Source organism: Amycolatopsis sp. NPDC043889 (assembly GCF_056435645.1).
Genome location: NZ_JBWKEC010000006.1, coordinates 20,806 through 41,574 on the forward strand (window position 1 = coordinate 20,806; position 20,769 = coordinate 41,574).

General features: G+C 66.0%; 12 protein-coding genes and 3 pseudogenes. 8 read left to right on the plus strand and 7 right to left on the minus strand.

Annotation, left to right across the window (positions count from 1 at the left end; translation table 11 throughout):
* Positions 1 to 58: 58 nt before the first annotated feature.
* From AC0685_RS14080 to AC0685_RS14095, 4 genes are all read right to left on the minus strand, one after another.
* Entirely contained in the window at positions 59 to 2,896 is a 2,838-nt protein-coding gene (locus tag AC0685_RS14080; RefSeq protein WP_478225878.1) for a CHAT domain-containing protein, read from the minus strand.
* Between the two features lie 88 nt (positions 2,897 to 2,984).
* Positions 2,985 to 3,656, minus strand: coding sequence for a hypothetical protein (locus AC0685_RS14085; protein WP_478225879.1), 672 nt, complete (start codon positions 3,654 to 3,656; stop codon positions 2,985 to 2,987).
* Between the two features lie 1,087 nt (positions 3,657 to 4,743).
* Entirely contained in the window at positions 4,744 to 5,391 is a 648-nt protein-coding gene (locus AC0685_RS14090; RefSeq protein ID WP_478225880.1) for an HdeD family acid-resistance protein, read from the minus strand.
* 77 nt (positions 5,392 to 5,468) lie between these two features.
* A complete protein-coding gene (locus tag AC0685_RS14095) occupies positions 5,469 to 5,897 on the minus strand; it encodes a hypothetical protein (protein WP_478225881.1) in 429 nt (142 codons plus the stop codon).
* A gap of 633 nt (positions 5,898 to 6,530) precedes the next feature.
* Here AC0685_RS14095 and AC0685_RS14100 point away from each other — a divergent pair.
* Positions 6,531 to 7,907 (plus strand): annotated as a pseudogene (locus AC0685_RS14100) (PHP domain-containing protein); the annotation flags it as partial.
* A 201-nt stretch (positions 7,908 to 8,108) separates the two neighbouring features.
* Here the strand turns inward: AC0685_RS14100 and AC0685_RS14105 are convergent.
* On the minus strand, positions 8,109 to 8,561 hold the full coding sequence (locus AC0685_RS14105; RefSeq protein ID WP_478225882.1) for a hypothetical protein: 453 nt from the start codon (positions 8,559 to 8,561) through the stop codon (positions 8,109 to 8,111).
* Positions 8,562 to 8,991: 430 nt separating this feature from the next.
* Between AC0685_RS14105 and AC0685_RS14110 the strand changes: the two genes are divergently transcribed.
* From AC0685_RS14110 to AC0685_RS14130, 5 genes and pseudogenes are all read left to right on the plus strand, one after another.
* The gene (locus tag AC0685_RS14110) at positions 8,992 to 9,672 is read left to right on the plus strand and encodes a hypothetical protein (RefSeq protein WP_478225883.1); all 681 of its coding nucleotides are present in this window, start codon (positions 8,992 to 8,994) and stop codon (positions 9,670 to 9,672) included.
* 1 nt (position 9,673) lies between these two features.
* Positions 9,674 to 10,795 carry a sensor histidine kinase gene (locus AC0685_RS14115; RefSeq protein ID WP_478225884.1) on the plus strand — a complete coding sequence of 374 codons (1,122 nt, stop codon included), beginning with the start codon at positions 9,674 to 9,676 and terminating at the stop codon, positions 10,793 to 10,795.
* Positions 10,792 to 11,433 carry a response regulator gene (locus tag AC0685_RS14120; protein ID WP_478225885.1) on the plus strand — a complete coding sequence of 214 codons (642 nt, stop codon included), beginning with the start codon at positions 10,792 to 10,794 and terminating at the stop codon, positions 11,431 to 11,433. Before AC0685_RS14115 ends, AC0685_RS14120 begins: the two co-directional genes overlap by 4 nt.
* Before the next feature lie 47 nt (positions 11,434 to 11,480).
* Positions 11,481 to 12,349 (plus strand): annotated as a pseudogene (locus AC0685_RS14125) (IS5 family transposase).
* Between the two features lie 556 nt (positions 12,350 to 12,905).
* Entirely contained in the window at positions 12,906 to 13,319 is a 414-nt protein-coding gene (locus AC0685_RS14130) for a hypothetical protein (RefSeq protein WP_478225886.1), read from the plus strand.
* Here the strand turns inward: AC0685_RS14130 and AC0685_RS14135 are convergent.
* Positions 13,266 to 15,203 (minus strand): site-specific integrase, encoded by a 1,938-nt coding sequence (locus AC0685_RS14135; protein ID WP_478225887.1) that lies wholly within the window; start codon positions 15,201 to 15,203, stop codon positions 13,266 to 13,268. The genes AC0685_RS14130 and AC0685_RS14135 overlap by 54 nt on opposite strands.
* Positions 15,200 to 16,381, minus strand: coding sequence for a tyrosine-type recombinase/integrase (locus AC0685_RS14140; protein WP_478225888.1), 1,182 nt, complete (start codon positions 16,379 to 16,381; stop codon positions 15,200 to 15,202). The genes AC0685_RS14135 and AC0685_RS14140 overlap by 4 nt, the downstream gene beginning before the upstream one ends.
* Positions 16,382 to 16,541: 160 nt before the next feature.
* Here AC0685_RS14140 and AC0685_RS14145 point away from each other — a divergent pair.
* Together AC0685_RS14145 and AC0685_RS14150 are read left to right on the plus strand one after the other, a co-directional pair.
* Positions 16,542 to 18,485, plus strand: a pseudogene (locus AC0685_RS14145) (error-prone DNA polymerase); the annotation flags it as partial.
* Between the two features lie 685 nt (positions 18,486 to 19,170).
* Complete coding sequence (locus AC0685_RS14150; protein WP_478225889.1) at positions 19,171 to 20,745, plus strand: hypothetical protein; 1,575 nt, start codon at positions 19,171 to 19,173, stop codon at positions 20,743 to 20,745.
* The last annotated feature ends 24 nt before the right edge of the window (positions 20,746 to 20,769 follow it).

The window sequence follows — 20,769 nt, forward strand, 5'->3', positions numbered from 1 at the left end:
GCGATGCCGATATGGGCTTCGGCGGCGCTGAGCCCGATCGTGAAATGAGCCACGACGGTTACCCGCCCAGATAAATGAACGCGCCCCAGTCTCGATAACTGGGATGATGCTCGCGGGTGTGTCGCTGAGCCTTGTGAAAGGCGGACACGGGCGCGATATTTTCACGCAGGCCGGTGTAGAACCGGACGAAGAAGGTGTGGGCCACGTCCGGAGCGACCGGCCACAGCGCACCGACGACTGCGTGTGCGCCCGCACGCAGGAACGCGGCGGCAAGTCCGTGCAAATTGTCGTGGAAGTCGTATCGCAGGAGGGCGGACTCACAAGCGCTCAGCGTCACCAATTCGACGCCTCGCAGATCCTGCCGGAGAATATCGATGGCATGGAGCGACGTTCCCTCCAGATAGACCCTGGCGAACATCGGCGCGTCCGCGTCTTGACGGCCATGGGCGGCGATATGGAGGTATCGCCGACCGGGTAGCTGTTTGAAAACGGCGGAGGGAGTGGCGTCCTCGCCGACAAGGGCGGCGGAGCCGAATAGTGCCGCGATGTGCCGTGCTTGTTCGTGGAGTGAAGGCTCTTCGGTCAGTCCTACCGGGACACCACCGGCGGCCGAAGCGACCGCGAGCACGCCGCCGGGCGCGGCTGCGGCCGGGCGGAAGAGGCATTCCGTGGACGGGATGACACTGATCGCGAATCTGTCGGCGAAGATCCCGTCTCCGAACGGGATTAGATGCAACGGCAGGAAATACGTCGACTCGTGTGGCCACAGGATCAGGTGGTCCCGCTGCGGGCCCGCGATCTCGTCGAGTGCACGGAGAAAGGGCTCATGCAAGTAGCCGGCGATATCCCGCAGCTCGGCGGTCGCCGCGCGGGTGACCACCCGATGCAGCGGCTCGTCGGTCACTGCCCGGCGCAATGACTCGACCGCACGGCCGAAGTCCGAGAAGACCGTCTGACCGATTTCGAGGTCGTCCCCGGGAAGCGTGAGACTGCTCAGCATCCGTCCAGGTTTGACCGGGTCGTACATGCCCGCGATCATGGCCTTGTCGGAGGTGATGATCATGCCGTGATATCCGCGGGTCAGCTTGGCCCCCGCGGCCCCGACCAGCAAGGCGAGCAGTACCGCGTCCTTGGGCAGCGCCCGTTGGATCTCCTGGAGCGATCGGGCAGGCGCTCCGGCGGTGGAGAGCAGCAGCCGGTCGGTGTCGGAGGTTTGGATCCGGCGACGCAGGTTCCGCTGTTGCTCGGCCGGCGTCGCGCCGGGCTCGCGTTCTGCCGGTTGCAGATAGGCACTGAGCAACATCTCGTCGTCGACGAATTCCGTGATCGGGCTGTCTCGTTCGATCTCCGCCGTCGACAGGTCTGTCAGCGGCCATTCGTTCCGCGGATCCGGCGTCATCGGGCCTGGAGCCGCCAGCGCCACGCTCAATCCGCGGCCTTTGACCTGTTGGAGAACGCTCAGCACGGCCTCGATTGTGATCGAGCGGTCGGCGACCCATCGGCCGAGCAAGGAGGTGAGGCAGTCGTTCATGATCGACCACGCGGCCTCGGGCAGATACGGCAGGACGTCGCGGCCGAGTTCCGTCAAGTCTTCCACCACGCCGCGATCCAGGTCCACGAGATCCTCGGACGACGCGGCCTCCAGCAGCTGCGCGACGGCGTCGAGGGAGAACGTCGCCCAATCCGTGTGGGACCACTCGGCGAGCGCGCGGGCAGCGGCGATGAGCGCGGGCACCGATCGGGCCGGTGAGTGGTTCAGCTCCATACGCGACCGATAAGCGGCTACATGCGTCGAGACCCTGGCGAGCCTGTCGGTCAGTTCTGGGGCGTACTCTCGCACGGCTTCGGCGGCCCGGCCATCGGAGGCGTCGTAGGTATGGATGAGCGCGTGGATCCGGCCCAAGGCTACAGCCCAGCCGGCAAGTCCTTCCTCGTCCTCGTCCGTGGGTGGGCCGGCCCGCTCCAGTTCGAGGCAGCTTGGGAGCTCGTCCGGGACGCAATGGGCGATCGCGATTTCGGCGAACCGGCGCTGACTCTCCATCTCGGGGTCCTCGAGGAGCGGAACCAGCATCCTGATCACCTGCTCGAGCTCCTGCGAGAGTCCCAGCGCGCCGAGCGCCCGCATGGCGGTCATACCGGCGGTGACCGTACTCGCCGGTCCGTCCGGCATGGTGTCCACAAGCGGCGCCACGACATTTCGCGACAACATGGCGCTTTTGCGTCCTCGCAGGCACAGCAGCCAGTACAGGCGATTGCACGCCAGTTCGTTCCGGCCGACGGGAAGCAGCGTCATCGCTTCGGTACACCAGGCATCCACGACGGATAGATCGACATCGCCGCCTGCTTCGTGCCTGCTGTACTCGGCGAAGGCCATCTGAGCGAGAATCGCGCCCCTGTGGGCTTCTTTCGCTTCAACGCAAGCCTTCCGGAAATGGTTCACGGCGGCGGCCAACTCGGTCGCCGCATCGGGCATATCCGGATCGGCGACGCCGGAGGACGACAGGCGCCGAACCCGCCACCGCGCCTGCTGGCGACGGAACCCGCGGTGGACCTTGTACTCGATGTTGACCGGGTCCAGGGCGTACGGAGCCAGGCGCAGCATCCCGCCCCAATAGTGATCGTGGCTGTCGGCGAGCCCGATCTTCTCGGCCACAGCGACAGCACGCCGATACAGCCGGACGTCGTCCCGAAACGTCAACACCTCGGTCGCCGCCCGGACGAAGACTTGCCCGGTCGCCCGTACCGCCACCGGGTCCGAGGCGTAAACGACCGCCCACTCGTAGATGAGTTCGCTCAGCAGGCAACCCAGATGCCGGTCGTCCCACGCGACGCGCAATACCCCTGACGCCAGACTCAGCAGGTCGTCCGTAGCGAGCCAGCCGGGATCCTCGCGCACCCGCCGGCGAGCCTCTCCTTCGCTGATCGAGCCGATCCGGACAAGCCGCAGCAACGCGACCAGGTGCCCGACCGCAGGATCCTGCATGTCAACTCGCCGACAACCGGATGGTCCGCACTGACGCCGGGATGTCCGCTCGATACGGGACCAGGCCGAACCGGCGCTCCCGTCTTGTCGCGGCCAGCGCGAGGTCCGCACGGCACGCCACTCTCGCGGACGTGCGTGCCACAAGCCTCAAGTGGTGTACACCCACGAGATTCACCGCAGCGGTAGCGGTGAACACCCATTCGCTCTGGCTTTCCCCCTCACCTTGCGCGACCAGATGCTGCACGTCCGTCTCGTACTCAGTGGCTCGTTCCAGGGCGCCGTCCACCGGGATGAACTTCCCTGCAGGACCGAGTGTCACCACCCGCTTTCGGCGCACCGGTGTGGCCATTCGAAGGGGCTCCATCGACCACACCACCGGATCGGGCACACCGGCGACCCGCGCCTGCCGCAGTTCCACGGACAGCAACGCACTGACGATCGGCGAATCACCCGAGCGGAAAGTGCAACTCAGGTGCACAAGGTAGTAGTGGTGGTCCTCCGCTTCCGCGTCCAGCAGGGCGGCCAATTCCTCCGACACCCCCGGTGTATCCGGGCCGAGCCGGATCGCGTCCGTTCTCCCGAGACTGACCTGCCCTGGGACCACAAGGTCGTCGAGGCCACCGAGCGTCCGCCTCCGTACCAGGTCGACTTCGACCTCGGACAGTTCAGCCACTGGCGGTTCAGCTTGCATACGCCCTCCCCGGAACACTCGCGCGGTCCAGGTTAACGGTCCGAACCGGACCGGGCACGCGCGGCGACGGCGGATCAGTCGTCTGCCTGAAGCCCCTTGTCGATCAGGGTTTCGGCGGTTTCGCGACCCACCCGGAGGACGGGGGCGGCGCGGTCGTGTCGTGATCGGTGAACTCGTAGACGTGACGGTCCGCACGCGCACGGCGGCGCGGAGGTCGGCGATCATCCTGCCGCGCATCAGGTCGGACAAGGGCCAAGGCGGTCGCGGTGATGGCGACTGCCTCCGGCAGGTCAGCGATCACGCCGGTCAGTACCGTCGCGCCCAGCCCTCCAGAATCGCCTTGAATCCCGTCGTCTCCGGATCAAGGAACTACACACCCTCAGTGAGCATCATGCGGGCCGTGCCAGCCAAGTCGTCCTCCATCTCCCGCATGTTTCATCAGACACAACGATCTGGCGTTGGGTTGCGGTAGGCTTCACGCGTTCGGGCTAAAGTCAAAACGTCGATCGAACTGCCCGATGGCGGCGTTCGTCACTCCACCTTGGACGCGCGGCTTGACGCCCTCGGAAATGTCGGCAAGCCTGCGAACTGCTGAAACGTAGCGCGTTAGTCCTGTTGTGATAGATGCAACTCCACTCATTCTTGTGACGACAGCTGTTAGTTGGCACCACGATTTCGCCTGACGTGGCGTATCTCGGTCGGGTACAGGTGATGGATGGCATGAACGACAGGTGCTGCTTGGCACGAAACCTGGCGGGTGTGTCGTATGTTGGTGGCCAGTTTGAACTCCCCGCTTGCGTGCAGCTGGGTGGATCTGGCGTGGAGCGAGTCGTCGTTCGTCGACGGCTCTGCGCGGCTGCGGCTGGAGGACTGGCCTCGCCGGTGGTCGGCGGTGGTTCGTCTCGGCGGCGGTCAACCTTCGGTTGTTTGTCGCCCTGCGTGTGCCAGCGGCCGTGCCGCTAGGACGGCCGCCGTCCGCAGGCCACACCGGACGATTCGACGGCGCGGGCCAGTGGGGCAGACCTGGGAAGCGGCGCGGTCGAGCGCGGGCCGCGCCGCCCCACGATGGCTACTTCGGTGTTGTGCGTGTGTGCTGAGCGTCCGGCTGGGGCGGGTGCTCGAGTGTGCCGGTGGCGGCTTGACCGGGCTGCGCGCCGTGTTGCTCTGCGGCGTGACGGTGTGTCGTGTCCTGCGGTCCGCTGGTCGTCGCTCGGGCGTCTGCTGCGGCCACCAGTGCCGAGATGCCGAAGAAGATGCCGAACAGCCCGAAGACCTGGGCGATGGCCACGGCACCGATGCCCGGGCGCAGCATGACGACCACGCCGAAGGCGATCGACAGCAAGCCCGATAGCGTGTACACCACGCTCCGGCCCGCAGTTCCGCCCTGGCGGACCGCCATGACGATTTCGGCGATCCCCGCGGCGATCGCCCAGATTCCGATCACCAGGACCAGGACCAGCGCCGTGACGCTGGGCCAGATGATCGCGACGACACCCGCGGCGACGTTGATCAAGGCGAACAGCAGGTGCCCGAGGACCGGGCCGGCGCGGCGGGACATGGCCATGAGCACCAGTTCCGTGACGCCGGCGAGGAAGGTGTAGACGGCGAACAAGATGACGAACGCGCCGATGGTGATACCGGGCCAGGCGAGGGCGACGATCCCGACGAGGATGGCGAGGATGCCCCGCCACACCAGCCCGGTGGTGCTGAATCTCATGGTGTGCTCCATCCTGCGAAAGGCCGGAGCCCGGGCATTTCCAGGACGCCCGGGCCGGCCGGGATGTGAGGGAGTTTTCAGTGCCGAGCCGTCAGTTCGTCGGCCTCCGCGCGGCTGACGGCGGCCTCGATGATGGCGTATTCGGCCTGGTCGAGGGCGTAGACCGCGAAGTCGACCGCGACGATCGCGTCCTGTTCGGCATCGTCGGCCCGGTGCTCGGCATGCCGGGTGTCCCGCTCGGTCTTGTGCTCTTCGGCCTTGGCCCGGATGCCGGCGAAGTGGCTGTCCAGCTTGGTGTGCAGCTCGCGCCACTTCGTGTTGGCGTCGGCCCGGGCCTTCGCCATCCGCTCGCTGGCCTTCGCGGGCTGGTTCTCGACGGCGGTCTTCAGCGTGTGCAGCCTGGCCTGCAACCGTTCCCGGTCCTGGGCCACGGCGGCCTGGACGACGTCTTCGGTCTTCTTCGCGCGCGCAGACAGCTCGTTGAGCTCGTCCGAGAGTTGCTTCACCACGAACCCCTTTCAGTATCGACTGTCGGGGGCTGGCCGTTCCTTCGGACCAACCTCCGAATGGACGGCGCACGGGCTCGGTGCCGATGTCGACGCCTTGGCCCGCTCGCGCCGCGTGCCCACCATCGTCGCTCCGCCTGCTCGTCGCTTGGGGCGAAGGTCCCGAGAAATCGGGACGTAGTCCTTGCGTGACCGGAGAGACCCTCACGTCATGACTTCCACGGAAGACCACTGCGCGACCGGGTGCGGAAGGAAGTGCATGATGACGGCCGGAGCGGGCGATCCAAAAGCGCAAGGATCAGCACCGGACAGCATCCAACAACGGGCTCGTCGCGGCCGCGTCGTTGGAGCGCGGACGAGGCTATCGATGCCTTGGGCTAGATATCCCAGTACACCAGGACCGCCTCGTCCTAGTCTGTGGCAACAAGCGCTCACAAGTGACAGATATTGCTCACGGTCACAACAGAGTGGCCTCGGCCACCTCCATGCCAACTAGCGCTGGGAGATGCCAACTAGCGACTGTCGTCACAATTCGGGATTTGACAAAGTTGCAGGTAAGACGCACGATCGCACAGGCGTTCGATGTTGGTGCTGTCTTCCCCACGGCTCCTCTGGTGTGTCGTGGAGTGGTCGATGGCGTGGAGTGGTGGTCCGGCGAGCTGGTCTGAGCTGGAACGGATCGCGTCGGGCCGTCCACCGGCGGGTGACGGTAACGACGCGCCGGCGTGGTCGCGGAAGCGTGAGGGGTACGCGGGGCCGCCGCCAGACCTGATGACGCCGAGGTCGGATGACGGTGGTGGTGCGCTGGCCCGAACCCCGTATGCGGAACTGCACTGTCATTCAAACTTCAGCTTCCTGGATGGGGTGAGTCATCCGGAGGAGCTGGTGGAGGAGGCGGCGCGGCTGGGGCTGGACGCGATCACGCTGACCGATCACGACGGCTTGTACGGGGCGGTGCGGTTCGCCGAGGCCGCGAAAGAGCTCGGTGTCCGCACGGGGTTCGGCGCGGAGTTGTCGCTGGGGCTGACGGAGCCGCAGAACGGGGTGGCGGATCCGGCGGGGACGCATCTGCTGGTGATCGCCCGCGGGCTGGAGGGATATCAGCGGTTGTGCCGGACGATCTCGACCGGGCAGCTGGCGGGGGAGAAGGGCGCCCCGCGGTACGAGCTGGATCAGGTGGTGGAGGACCTGCGTGGCCATGTGCAGGTACTCACCGGGTGCCGTAAGGGCGCGGTACGGCGCGCGCTGGTCGAGTCCGGGCCGGCGGCGGCCGCGGAGGAGCTGCGGGTGCTGGTGGACCGGTTCGGGCGGGACTCGGTCACGGTCGAGCTGATCGATCACGGCCTGCCGCTGGATTCGACACATAACGATCTGCTGGCGGGGATGGCCGCCGAGCTGGGACTGGCGACGGTGGCGACCACGAACGCGCACTACGCGGCCCCGCAGGACGCGGTGTACGCGGACGCGGTCGCGGCGATCCGGGCGCGCCGGAGCATGGAGGACATGCAGGGCTGGCTCCCGGCGGCGGGGATGCAGTTCCTGCGCTCGGGGGAGGAGATGGCGGAGATCTTCGCCCGCTACCCGGGTGCGGTGCAGCGGGCGGCGCTGCTGGGGGTGGAGTGCGCGGTCGACCTCACGTTGGTGGCGCCGGAGTTGCCGCCGTTCCCGGTCCCGGGCGGGCACGACGAGGCGTCCTACCTGCGCGAGCTGACCTACGCCGGTGCGCGGGAGCGGTACGGGACCCGGGACGACGCGCCGCGCGCGTACGCGCAGCTGGACTACGAGCTCGGGGTGATCACCGAGCTGGGGTTTCCGGGGTATTTCCTGATCGTGTGGGACATCGTGCGGTTCGCGCGCGAGTCCGGGATCCTCTGCCAGGGCCGGGGGTCGGCGGCGAACAGCGCGGTGTGTTTCGCGTTGCGGATCACCAGTGTCGACGCCGTGCGCTACGGGCTGCTGTTCGAACGGTTCCTCGCGCCCGAGCGCGACGGCTACCCCGACATCGACGTCTTCACCGGACTAGCCATCGAGGTGACAGCTCCCAGCTCAGCAGGTGTGCCTCGTGACCGACCCGTCTCCTTGAGTTGCATCCTCAGCCAGCTCGGCGGCCTGATGGAACGGCAACGCGCGACCAGCGGCATGAGAGTGCGTTGGTGGTGCATGGTTTCGGCGGCGGTCGCAGCAGCCTGCTCGGTTAAGTGACAGTGGTGATCAACGGTTCGGAGCGGAGGCTGGGTTCGCCGGCGGGGGCCATGGGCGGCCGGTGATCGTCACTGTCTCGATGTGGTGGTGCGGTGCGGCGTCGTGAGGAAGCTCATCGGGGGTGATCAGCCATTCGTCAGCTGAGGACGCGACAGCTAAGTCGCCGGCGTCGAATCTGAGGAGAACTCCGCCCACGGATGGCTCCGTGGAAGACTGCCGGATCAAGGTGGCATCGCGAAGTCGGGAGCCGACGTACCTCGTGAGAAGGTTAGGTGCCTGAGCGGGAGCGACTTTGCCTTCGCCGTACTCGTCCATGTCATAGGAGCTATCGGGCATTGAGTCGTCCAGGTGAAGCAGATCGCCCGTGCCGTGTAGCAGCAGAACAGGTGCGTGGCGAAAATGCAACCAGAACCTCAGCAGGGCGTTCTGCTTGCCTTGGTACCAGTGCCACTCTTCGGTCACCGACTCCAGTGTCAAGCCAAGTCGGGCTCGAAGCAGCGTCGTGGCCCGGGAGCCGTCGTCCGGAGCGAACATCGCCGCAGGATACGGTGCCGGTCAGGCGTGCCGCGAGCGAAATCGAGGCATGATGCCACTGAACTGGCGGCGGTACTGCCTGGCTCGGCTCGTCCGCTCATCGGCATGAGAGCGCGTTAGCGGCGCGCTGTCAGGATCATGGGCCGCTTCTAAAGAGACACGTGGCGTATCCATCGGACGATGCGTTGTGGACGCCCGGCGATCCAGCGTGTCGGCTATGAAACAAACGAACTCAATGCCTGTTCCCGCCGGGTCTGGCCGCTGGTGGCGAACGCCGGCTCTGATGGATCGCAATGTCTGGTTCCCAGGCCGGGTTATCGGGGGCGCGGCGCTTGTGCTCGGCCCACTCCTGTGGTGGATGGGACTGTTCCTGCGGTACCTGGCGTTGCAGTCGGCGGACTTCACGGATGAGCAGTTGGCGAAGTTCGCCCGGCAGACGTTCGCCGCTCCGTCACAGTTGGCGGCCTACCTGCAGAAACCCGCTCTGGTCACGGCGGGATACGCGTGCTTCGCCATCGGCGCCCTTCTGTTGTGGCCGGCGTTCGCCACGCTCGCCCGTGTCGTCGCGTCGCGGGCTCCGGTGCTCGCCTTCTGGGGCGGCACTCTCGTCATCATGAGCCTGATCGCGCGGCTGTGGCGCGCCGGAGTCGATCACACCGCCTTCCAACTGGCCGAATCACAGGGGCTCGACCGAGCAACCGAGTTCGTGCTGGCCAACTACGCGGACATCTCCTACGGTCCCTGGCGCATCGCCGTCACGGCACATGCGTGCCTGTACCTCGGGATGCTGTTGCTGGCGATCGGTGCGTTCCGGTCGGGAACGTTCGGCCTTGGGCGCTGCCTGCTGCTGCTGTGGGCGGGGACGCTGTGGGGAGGTGTGCTCAAGGCGGTGCACCTCGCAGACCTTGTCGAGTACGGTGCCCTGTGCCTGGTATTGGTGCCGTTGGGTGTCCGGGTGCTACGGGACCGGGTCACCGAGCTACGTGCCGATTTGTGTCCGACCAGCGAGGCTCGGCCGTTGCGGCTCCTGAGCTGGTGAAATGCGTAAGCTCATCGAGTGGGATCCGTGCATGCGTGAACGGCTGATGAGGTGGGTGCTTCCGGCCACGGCGTTCTGCGCCGCCTTCCTGCCGGTCACCAGGCCGCCCGGGTTCGGGTTCGCCACGGTGCCGGTGTACGCCCAGGCTGTGGTGGTCGGGTTGATGGCCGCCGCGGCAGCCCGCATGGTGCCGCGACGGCACTGGCCTCTGTTCGCGGTCGCGGCGGCCGACGCGGGGATCCGGTCACCAGGGTTTCTGCTGGCGGTGGCGTCCTGTGTCGCGGCGACAACGTACCGGCGGCCTCGGCACCTGATCGTGTACACGGTGGCCGCCAGCTTGCTGGCTGTGCTGCCCCGGCCCGGTGCCGACTTCGTCTCCTCGGTCGGTGGCGCGCCGCTGTTCGTGTGGTTTCCGTTGATCATCGGGTTGTGGCTGGACGCGCGGGCCCAGGTGGTGGCCGGGCTGCGCGAGCGCGCCGAACGGCTGGTGCTGGAGCAGGCCGCGCATACAGAACAAGCCCGTGCACACGAGCGGGCGCGTATCGCGCGGGACATGCACGACGTGGTGGCCCACAGGGTCTCACTGATGGTCCTTCGGGCGGGGGCACTGGAAATCAACGCAGACGACGAGAAGACCGCGGCCGAGGCCGAGCTCATCCGCGTCACCGGTAAGGAAGCGCTCACCCAACTCAGGGCCGTCCTCGGTGTCCTGGAGCAGGCAGGACAGGACGCATCCCCGCCACGTTTGACGCTGGCTGATCTCGACTGGCTGATCGAGCAGTCCAGATCGGTCGGCGTCGCGGTGGAACGGAGCGATGAGGGAACACCGCGCGAAGTGCCCACCACGGTGGGCCAGATCGCCTACCAGGTCGTCCAGGAGGCATTGACCAACGTGCACAAACACGCCCGCACCGCCACCACACACATCGTGCTGCGGTATCAGCCCTCGACGCTGCAGGTCACCGTCAAGAACACCGCGCCGCGCGGGGCCGCGCCGGCGATGCCCGGCAGTGGGCTCGGACTGAAGGGCCTGCGCGAGCGTGTCGAGACACAGGGTGGCCGTTTCACTGCCCGTCCGGAACCGGATGGCGGCTTCCTGGTCGTCGCGGAGCTTCCGGCATGATCCGGGTGCTCCTCGTCGACGATGAAGCCCTGGTGCGGACCGGACTCCGCATGATCCTTCAAACCACGGACGACATCGAGGTGGTCGCCGAGGCGAAAACCGGCGCCGAGGCGGTCACCGCCGTCGCCCGTCACCGGCCCGACGTCGTGCTCATGGACGTGCAGATGCCCGGCATGGACGGCGTCACCGCGCTCGCGGAGATCAATCGTTCCGCGAACCCACCCAAGGTCGTCATGCTGACCACCTTCGACCGCGAAGAACACATCTACGGTGCACTGCGCGCGAAGGCGGCAGGATTTCTGTTGAAGGACACCGCCCCGCAGGACTTGATCGCCGCTGTCCGTTCGACGGCGGACGGAAGCGCGGTGCTCTCGCCCACCGTCACCAAGCGGGTCATCGACACCTTCGCCGACACGCATGCCCCGGACACCCGCTCCGCCAGGGAACGCCTGGCCGCTCTCACCGAGCGCGAACGAGAGGTCGCCCGGACGGTGGCCCGGGGGCTGGCCAACGCCGAGATCGCCAGGGAACTCGGCATGACCGAAACCACGGTCAAGGCCCACATCAGCCGGTCACTCACCAAACTCGGACTGACCAACCGGGTACAGATCGCGCTACTCGTCCGCGACGCCGGCTAGGGCGTGTCCTGTAAGTGGTTGAGCTGTGGGTCTGGTAGTTGTGCCCGGTGGCTGGTCGGAGTGAGTTGACGGACAAGGCGTGGGCGGTGATCGAGCCGCTGCTGCCGCCGCGGCAAGGTGGTGGCCGTCGGTGGCGGGATCATCGCCAGGTGATCAATGCGATCCTGTGGAAACTGCGCACCGGCGCTCCCTGGCGTGACTTGCCTGATCGCTACGGGCCCTGGAAGACCGCGCATGAACGACTGCGGTTGTGGACCAAAGACGGCACCTGGGATCGGATCCTGGACCGGGTGATCGTCAAAGACGACGCCGTCGGGGACCTCGAATGGATCATTTCGGTGGACTCGAGTGTGGTCCGGGCGCACCAGCACTCCGCTGGGGCCCGGAAAAAAGGGGATGCGGCAAGGGAATCGAAGCCCTCACCGTCGACGGGGAGGGACTCGGGCGGTCCCGCGGCGGGCTGAGCACCAAGATCCATCTCGCTGTCGACGGACGGGGTTTGCCGATGCGGTTCCTGCTCACCCCGGGCCAAGCCGGGGACAATCCGCAACTGGTTCCGCTGCTGGACGACATCAGTGTCGCCCGCATCGGACCGGGGCGTCCGCGGTGCCGGCCGGAGACGGTGATCGCGGACAAAGCCTATTCGCATCCCTCGACCCGCCAGGCGATGCGGGACCGGCAGATCACGTTTGTCAGCCCGGACCGCGATGACCAGATCGCCCGCCGCGTCGCCAAAGGCTCCCGCGGCGGGCGACCACCGGCCTTCGACGCAGAGGTCTACAAACAGCGCAACGTGGTCGGACGGTGCTTCAACCGCCTCAAACAATTCCGCGACCTGGACACCCGCTACGCCAAACGCGCCGCCTACTACCAGGCCGAACTCACCATCGCCGCCATCATCCTCTGGCTCCGATGACTTACAGGACACGACCTAGTCAGGCGAGCGGGGAACGTCCACCAGCCCGATCGTGATGCTCGAGGCCTTCGGCGGGCACCCGTGTAGAGCTACGTTCTTCAAGGTCGGACTTTCCGCGTAGCGAGAGCACCTGATTGATCTCAAGCTCTAGCAACTGCGCGACACGGGCACATTCCGCCCAGCACTGTCCCTTCACCTGCCGCCTTGAATCTACCGGGGTCGGACTTCCGTGGGCAGCGCAGCACCAGATGCCGGGACGGTCTGTCAACGGACAGACGAATCCAGAGCCGGGCTTCATGATCAGCGCGGTCACAAGGCAGCCAGCGCCACAACCAGTCCACGACCCCGGAACAGTCGAACCTGAGACTCTACGAAAATCGGCGCGGAACCGACACCGAAGTCGCCGTTCGCGCCACCAGAAACACAGTCACCGTCCAGCACGATTCTCGGTGATGATCGGCATGCCGAGGCTGACCGGGCTCCTGTCCTCACGAGAAAGCGTCTTGTCGAGCGCGACGAGCTTCCGCGTGGCTTCGTTCAGGCTGGTTTCAAGGCCTTGAACTTCACCGAGCCAGCCGTTGAGTTTCGCTTCCTGGATACGGTCGCGGAGGTTGACGATGATCTCGGCCAGACGAGGCCGGGCACGGGGGTCCAGCCGGAGGCTGGGGCAACGGATACAGGCGTGCTCGTGTTGGCAGGGCGTGCCGTAGGGCCTTCCGCATTCGCCGAGTTCGAGCTTGCGGACCTGGAAGTGCTGTTGGAACTCTTGCCATTCCTGGTCGGTGGGTTCACGGTATTCTGCTTGAGGTCGTTCGGATCGTCGCCGGTCGACGTAGGCTCGATACGAGCGGATGAGTTCCTCGTCGAAAATGGCCAGGTATGCCGCAGTGGTGTTGATGTTGGCGTGGCCGAGCAGTCAGGCGAGGATGTGGACGGGCAGGCCGCCGCTGATCGCGTCAGTAGCGAATAGCCGGCGGAAGTCGTGCGGTGTGAAACGCAACGCTTCCCCGGCCGTGTCGCGCAGGCCGGCTTTGGCCAGCAGTTGGTTGAGCAACTCCTGGACAGTACGATGGCTGGGCACTTTCCAGCGCCAGCCGACCTTACGCTGGAACAGGTGCGGTAAAGGGCTCCCGACGAGCCGCTCGTGCGAGTCGTAGCGGCTGGTCAGCGGAACGGTGCCGCCGTTGTGTCGTCGGAGCCGGGTGATGATCGCCGCGAGAACGCTGGCCAGTTCCGGGCTGACGAGGAGCAGTCGTTCTTCATGGCTCTTGGAAGGAACGATCTGCAGCATCGGAATGATCTCGCCGGTGTCCGGAAGCTGGTAGGACACCAGGGCGAGATGGGTGAGTTCGAGCAGTTCCTCTGCCCGGACACCGGTGTGGCGGAGCGTCTCCACCATCGCCCATGTCCAGAACGCCTCGTCCTCGGCGCGCGTCAGGTCGGCCCGTTCGCCGGTGGCCAGGTTCTCGACGACCGTGGTCGCCGGGTGTTGATCTCGCCGAGTGCCAGCCTGGTGTGACGTGCCGATGACGCGCTGATAGTGCTGTGCGTCATGGCTGAATCTTGCGCCTGGCGAGGCGGTCTGAGCAGTCTGGAGAAAGGCCGCGTAGTTGGTGCGTTGTTGTTCGGCGAGGTCGACCAGCGCGGGAAGGCTCGGCAGGCGGTCTCGGACTCGTTGGTGCATTCTGGCGGTGGTGGCTTTCCTTGCCTTGGCGATGCCGGTGGTCTCGCCGCGACGCACTGGGCTGGGAGCAGCCCACGTAATCCAGCTCGGATCGTCCTGGGCCCACTCCTGAATATCGAGGTAGAAGCTGCGAACCTGTTGCAAAATCTCGAAATATGCCTTTCGTGGCCGTGTTGTGCCGTCCTTGCGGGTCACCACACGCAGCCGCTGCTTCCACGCCTCTGCGACCTCTGGCAACAGGGCAAGACTGTCGATGCCGGGGTGGTGCTGTTCGAGATCAGTCCAGAAGTTCCTAACCAGCCGGACAGTCAGGTTGGCGACGGTGCTGTAGTCCTGTGAGGTGCGACGTTCCTCGAGATAGCGGACAAGCACGTCGCGTATTGGTTTGCACCTGACCCTGTAGGCATCGACCAGGTCTGCCATAGACCGCTGGCCGAACCTGATCGCGTCTCGTAGCGTGTCGTGCTCGCCGAGGTCAGCGACTCCACGCAGAAGGTCCCACGCGGCATGGGCACCTCGGCTATGGCCAGCGGGCGTGCGGACCGCGGCTCGGTAGGCAAGCACATCCGCAGCGGTCAGCGACTCCACCGCGCGTCCGGTGTGGATGCTCATTTTTGCGATGGTCCCCCGGCCCTCACGAACGTGGTGGGCCGCTATCCGCAGTTCGGTCGCGCGCTCGTCGAGTGAGGAACGGACGTCAGGAGGGGTCGTTCGCAGCAACTCCTCACACATGCCGGGTGGGTGGAAGACGGCTAGGAACTTGTAGCTGGGCAACAGAACGCGGCAGAGAATCAAAGTCGTCACTCCGCTCGAGAATTCGGTACGGATCGTGTGCAGGCTGCGAGTGTCCGTGGGGTTGGCAGTTCCGAGCCACGTCGTGTTGTTCTCGCCATCCACGCCAGTCGAGAGCCATCTCTGCTGCCATCCGTCTCCGGGGCAGGTCATGAGCCAGGTGAGTACTGCGCGCGTTCCGGAGCGCCGCAGCGAACGTGTGCCGTCTGCGGCATCCGCCCATAGCGGCAGTGTCGGCAGGAGGCCCTCGACGTCGTCGGCGGCAAGATGGTTGTACGGGCCAACCCGGTCTGCGCTGCTGGCGAGGTTGTCGTGAAGCTGAAACAGTGGTGAAGGCTTGGCCGATGGACGCTGTGGCGAGTTCACGGTTTCCGTCATTTCGCCTCGCCGCCGAACAACACGTCCAGATCCGCTGCGTCGTATCCGGCTGCCGGCGGCACGACTTTCTCCGAGACGCGGCTTGCCCGATGTGTCAAATGCTGCTGAACCCGACCGATCACTTCGGACTCGGCTTCTTCGAGGTAGATGTCCGCGGTGGTCGAGAGGTGTTGGTGGCCAAGGATGTTCTGCACGTCCTTCATTGACAGGTTCTTGTCTCTGGCCATCCTTAGTGCACACGTGTGCCGTAGGTCGTGCATGGACCAGTTGGTTCCGAGTGCGGCGTTGACACGTCGCAATACCGCTCGGAGGGCGTCGTAGTTCACCGGATGGTGGTGTAGCCCGTGTCCATGGTCGCGTCGGCGCAAGGTCCGCCACAGCGGCTGATCTGGTTCCAGCGGGGAACCGAGTTTGGCGAGGTAGAGCATGAGCCACACAAAGGCGTCCGGACTGACCGGCAACCACTGCTCGGACTCGCTGCCTTTCCGGCGCACCCGAACGCGCTGGTCGCCCCAGTCGATGTCACAACTTCGAATTCCCAGCAGTTCGGTCGCGCGGGCTGCGTTGCTGATCGCCATCGCCAGCATGGCGCGATCCCGGTTGGACCGCAGGGCGCTGAACACAGCGTTCCACTGCGCGTCGGACATAGCCCGCGGGGTGCGCTTCGGGATCTTCGGGTTGTAGCGGAGCCTGCCACCAGGACGGAAGGGCTGCAGTGGGTTGTGGTGCGCGTTGGCGCGGCGGCCGCGCGTAGCCAGCGGTACCGGGTTGACCAGACCCACTTCAGAGTCCAGCCAGAACTCATAGAAGCTGCGCAACACCGCGTTGCTGTGCCGCACAGTTCGCGGCTCATATCCATCGCCGAGATAACGCTTACGGGTCAACGGATTCACCGTGCCTGCCGTCGCCGCTGAGCCTCTGCGCGGCGAGTTGCGCAGTTTGTCCGCTTGCCCCAGCCACAACACGAGATCCCGCACCTCGGCTGAACTCGCTCTGTTCCATGCGACCTCCACCGCGATCAACCAGCGCCACCACCGCAACAGGGCGTAGGCGTAGCTGCGCACCGAGCTCGGACGATTGCCCCTTGCGACGAAGTCAGCCAGAAAACGACGGACGGCCTCAACCGGAACACCGTCGGGGTCCACGACCAGCCAGGGCACCACGCCGGCCGCGTGCACGACACGTCCCCACCTCGGGAGACGGATCGCCGTGACGTCTCGGTGGCAGCCATCCAACACGGCAACTCCTCGCTTCATGATCAGGAAGCTGAGTTGTACCGAAAGGTTCTGATGAGACGCGGCCTCGTGTCGGCGTGTCGTCTGCTAGTCCGGTCAACAGGTCGACATCGAGTCCGATCGGCGCGAGGAGGTCATCCAGTACGTCTTCGACACGCACGGGCGCCGCAACGCGGCGCAGGTGGCGAACGTGATCACCTACCGGGCGCCGTCGGCGATCCGGGATTCCGCCCGTGCCCTGGGGTACAGCCCCGGTCAGCAGGACGCGTTCGCCAAGGCCGCCGACCGGTGGAACAGCGTCGCCGCGACAGCCGGACAGGACGGGCACGGGATCCCGCGGGATGTGCTCGGGCTCGCGGCCCGGTTGGAGGGGTTCCCGCGGCATCTCGGGATCCACTCCGGCGGCATGGTGCTCTCGAAGACGCCGGTGTCGGAGGTGGTCCCGGTCGAGTGGGCCCGCATGGAGGGCCGGTCGATCCTGCAGTGGGATAAGGACGACTGCGCGGCCGCCGGGCTGGTCAAGATCGACCTGCTCGGGCTGGGGATGCTCTCGGCGCTGCACTACATGCTGGACCTGATCGCCGAGCACCACGACACCGTCATCGACCTCGGGCAGATCGACCTCGCCGACCCGAAGGTCTACGACATGCTGTGCGCCGCGGACGCGATCGGTGTGCTCCAGGTGGAGAGCCGCGCGCAGCTGGGCACGCTGCCCCGGCTACGCCCCCGCACCTTCTATGACCTGGTCGTGGAGGTCGCGCTGATCCGGCCGGGCCCGATCCAGGGCGGATCGGTGCACCCGTATCTGCGGCGCCGCCGCGGCGACGAGGCATGGTCGCACGCCCACCCACTGCTCGCCGGGCCGTTGGACCGCACCTTGGGTGTGCCGTTGTTCCAGGAACAGGTGATGCAGATGGCCACCAGCATCGGGTCGTTCACCGCGGCCGAGGCCGACCAGCTGCGCCGCGCGATGGGCGCCAAAAGGTCGGCGGCGAAAATGGAACGGCTCCGGGACCGCTTCTACGCCGGCGCCGCGGCCAACGGGATCACCGGCGAGCTGGCCGACACGATCTACGAGCAGATCAAGGCGTTCTCGGGGTACGGCTTCCCCGAGGCGCACAGCATGTCGTTCGCGTTGCTGGTCTACGCCTCCGCCTACGTGAAGTGCTACTACCCGGCCGCGTTCACCGCCGGGTTGCTGCGCGCCCAGCCCATGGGCTTCTACTCCCCGCAATCCCTTGTCGCCGACGCCCGCCACCACGGCGTGAAGATCCGGCGCGCCGACATCAACCGCAGCCTCGCCCACCCGACCTTGGAACCCGACCCCGACAGCACCGGCGGGGTCGCGATCCGGCTCGGCCTCGGCGGGATCCACCACCTCGGCGACGACCCTGTCACCCGCCTGATCACCGAACGCGACCAGCACGGCCCCTTCACCGACCTCCGGGATCTCGGCTACCGCACCGACCTCACCACCCCCGCGATGCAGGCACTCGCCACCGCCGGCGCCCTGGAATCCCTCGGCCCGGACCGCCGCCAGGCCCTCTGGGCCGCCGGACCCGCAGCCGCCAGCCGCGACACCCACCTGCCCGGCATCGCCTCCGGCCTCGACGCCCCAGCCCTACCGGGCATGACCGCCTTCGAGATCACCGCCGCCGACCTGTGGGCCACCGGCATCTCCCCGGAAGAACACCCCATGCAGTACCTGCGCGAGCATCTCAACGGCCGCGGCGCGCTCACCACCGCCGCCGTCACCCGGGCGGGGAATGGCGACACGATCTGGGTCGCCGGAGCCGTCACCCATCGCCAACGCCCCGCCACCGCCGGTGGCATCACCTTCCTCAACCTCGAAGACGAAACCGGCATGCTCAATATCGTCGTGAACCAGCGCCTGTGGGATCGGGAGCACAAGATCGTGCGCAGCTCACCCGCCCTGCTGGTCCACGGAGTCGTCCAATCCCGCCACGGCGTCACCAGCCTCTCGGCCGACCACTTCGAACCACTCGACCTGAGTGGGCTTGCCGGAAAATCGCGAGATTTTCGGTGAGAACAAACAAATGCAGGGTCTTTGTAGGGTCTCATTTGATCTTGCATTTTCTCAGTCGTCGTGTCATCTCGATGGCATATCCGCCCATGCCGGTGAGACTCCGCAGGTCAGGCGCACGCGAGGCGGGGTCGCTTGGGCGACCACGGGCGCGGAAATGCCACGAGTTTGAGACTGATCTTGGTGACATTGCGGTGAGACAAGCTGAAAGCCGCAGGTCGCGCAAGATCGACATGTCATCGGCGGTGAGACCCTACAGGTCTTTTGTAGGGTCTCAAATCTGACTTCATTTTCTCATTGACGACTTCAATCCCGGTTCATTTATGAAGCGGAGATGAGACTGGCCGTCTGGGTGGTTGTTGTCGACACACCGAGGTGGCTCAGTTCCAGTGGACTTGCCTGGTGGAAGGGTGCCTCGCCAATTGGCTACCCAGGTGTAAGGGAGCAGTGGTGGTCACTGCGGGCACGCCTAGATCGACGACGGTCAGCTACTGCCGTGCGGATACGCCATCCGAGGAGGCGCGTGACTGTCCGCTCATGCCGCTGACCGCGCTGTCGCGAGGCGCGCATGTGCCGAGTTGAGGATGACGTCGGTAACGCTGCGGGCTGGGATATTTGGTTTAACGCCAAGGTTCGGGACTTGTATCGTCCATGGCGTGTTGTCGTGGATATGCGGGGAGTGACGTCTGTGTCGGTTGACCTGCCGGTGGTGATGGCCGGGGTTGCGCTCTACGAGCACATTCGCCGGAATCTTGATCCGTCCGGGCGGCTGCCGGCAGAAGTGGGGTTGCCGGATGACGCCAAGGTGATGTCCGATCGGCTTCGGTGGGTGCCTGGTGCCATGGATGGGGTCATCGGTCACCATGGATCCGCCGACGGCACTGACCGCGCCACTGAGGTCGCACGCTTGCTGGCGACGGCGTGCCAGCGGCCATCGGCCAGGCAGCTCCGCAAGCTCTATGCCGGTATCACGGATGACGACGTCATGGACTACGTCGACGCGTTGATGGAAAGGCTGGGCCGCGAGCGGCTGGACGGGAGGGCGCTGCATAGGGTCGGGAAGTGGCTTGCCGTCACGGCCCCCGATCGAGGGCCGGTCAAGCTGGGTATCGCACTGCTTGGTGTCACCGGGCTCGGAGACGACGTGGCCGTCGTGCGGACGCTCGGCGCACACGAAGAGTTCACCCTCTTTTGCGCAGTGGCCATCTCCAACGGGCTACCCGCCCCGGAGTCGGAGTTGTGGGCGCTGGCCGCGTCGGTGGATGGCTGGGGCCGGATTCATTGCGTGGAGCGATTGCGGGACACGACCGATCCGGACATTCGCTCGTGGATCCTGCGTGAGGGATTCCGAAACTCCATCATGTACGAGTACTTGGCCTGCATTGCCGCCACGACCGGAGGTCTGCTCGAAGCTCTGCGCGGTGAGACGGTCGATCGGGGGTTGTTGACCTCCGCTGGTGAAATTCTGGAAGCGTTGATCACGGGTGGACCGGCGGAAGACGTCGACGACTACGAGTCCGGCGCCGACGCCGTGGAGGCGTTTCTCGCCACGATGACCACCCGGGCGCAGACCCTTCAGGACTTCTCAACCGTGGCTACGATCCGCTCCTTCCTCGCCCGCGAGACCGGGTGGGACCAGCGCAGCCAGAACGGCTGGACCGCCACCCGCCGACAAGCCTTCGAGCACGCCAGTGACCAGATCCTGAGCCAGGATTCATGGATCGGCCGCATCACCGAGGGGCTGGCATCAGACGACCCCGTTGAGTTCTCCCTGGCAGACCGTGCTGCCCGTGTCCGGGGCATGGACACCTTCGACGCACACCTCGAGAAGATCAAGACCGATCCGTTCGGCAGCGGGTGGTTCCACGCTTGGCAACAGGCAGACACCGGGCGTGCTCAGCAGTTGGCAGACCTGGCACATACCCTCCTGCCGATCGACCAGATCACGACCGGGCCAGCCGATGAGCTGGGAATGGGCCCGCAATGGCGCGCCCACAATGCGCTGGACTGGACCCTGCAAGCCCTGCGCGACCATCCGGGCACCGGAGCCGATCTGCTGCTGGCAGGACTGCACAGCCCGGTTACTCGCAACCGGAACATGGCGCTGACAGCGTTCCAACAGTGGCCGCGAACCGCATGGCCGGCCGACGCTCGCGACGTGATTCACGACCTTGCACGTTCCGATCCCAACGACAATGCACGCCGGTTCGCCCTCGAACTGACTACCGGACAGGTAGAGGAGGACAAGCAGCATGATCGGTAAGACAACCACCCTCAGCTGAAAAAC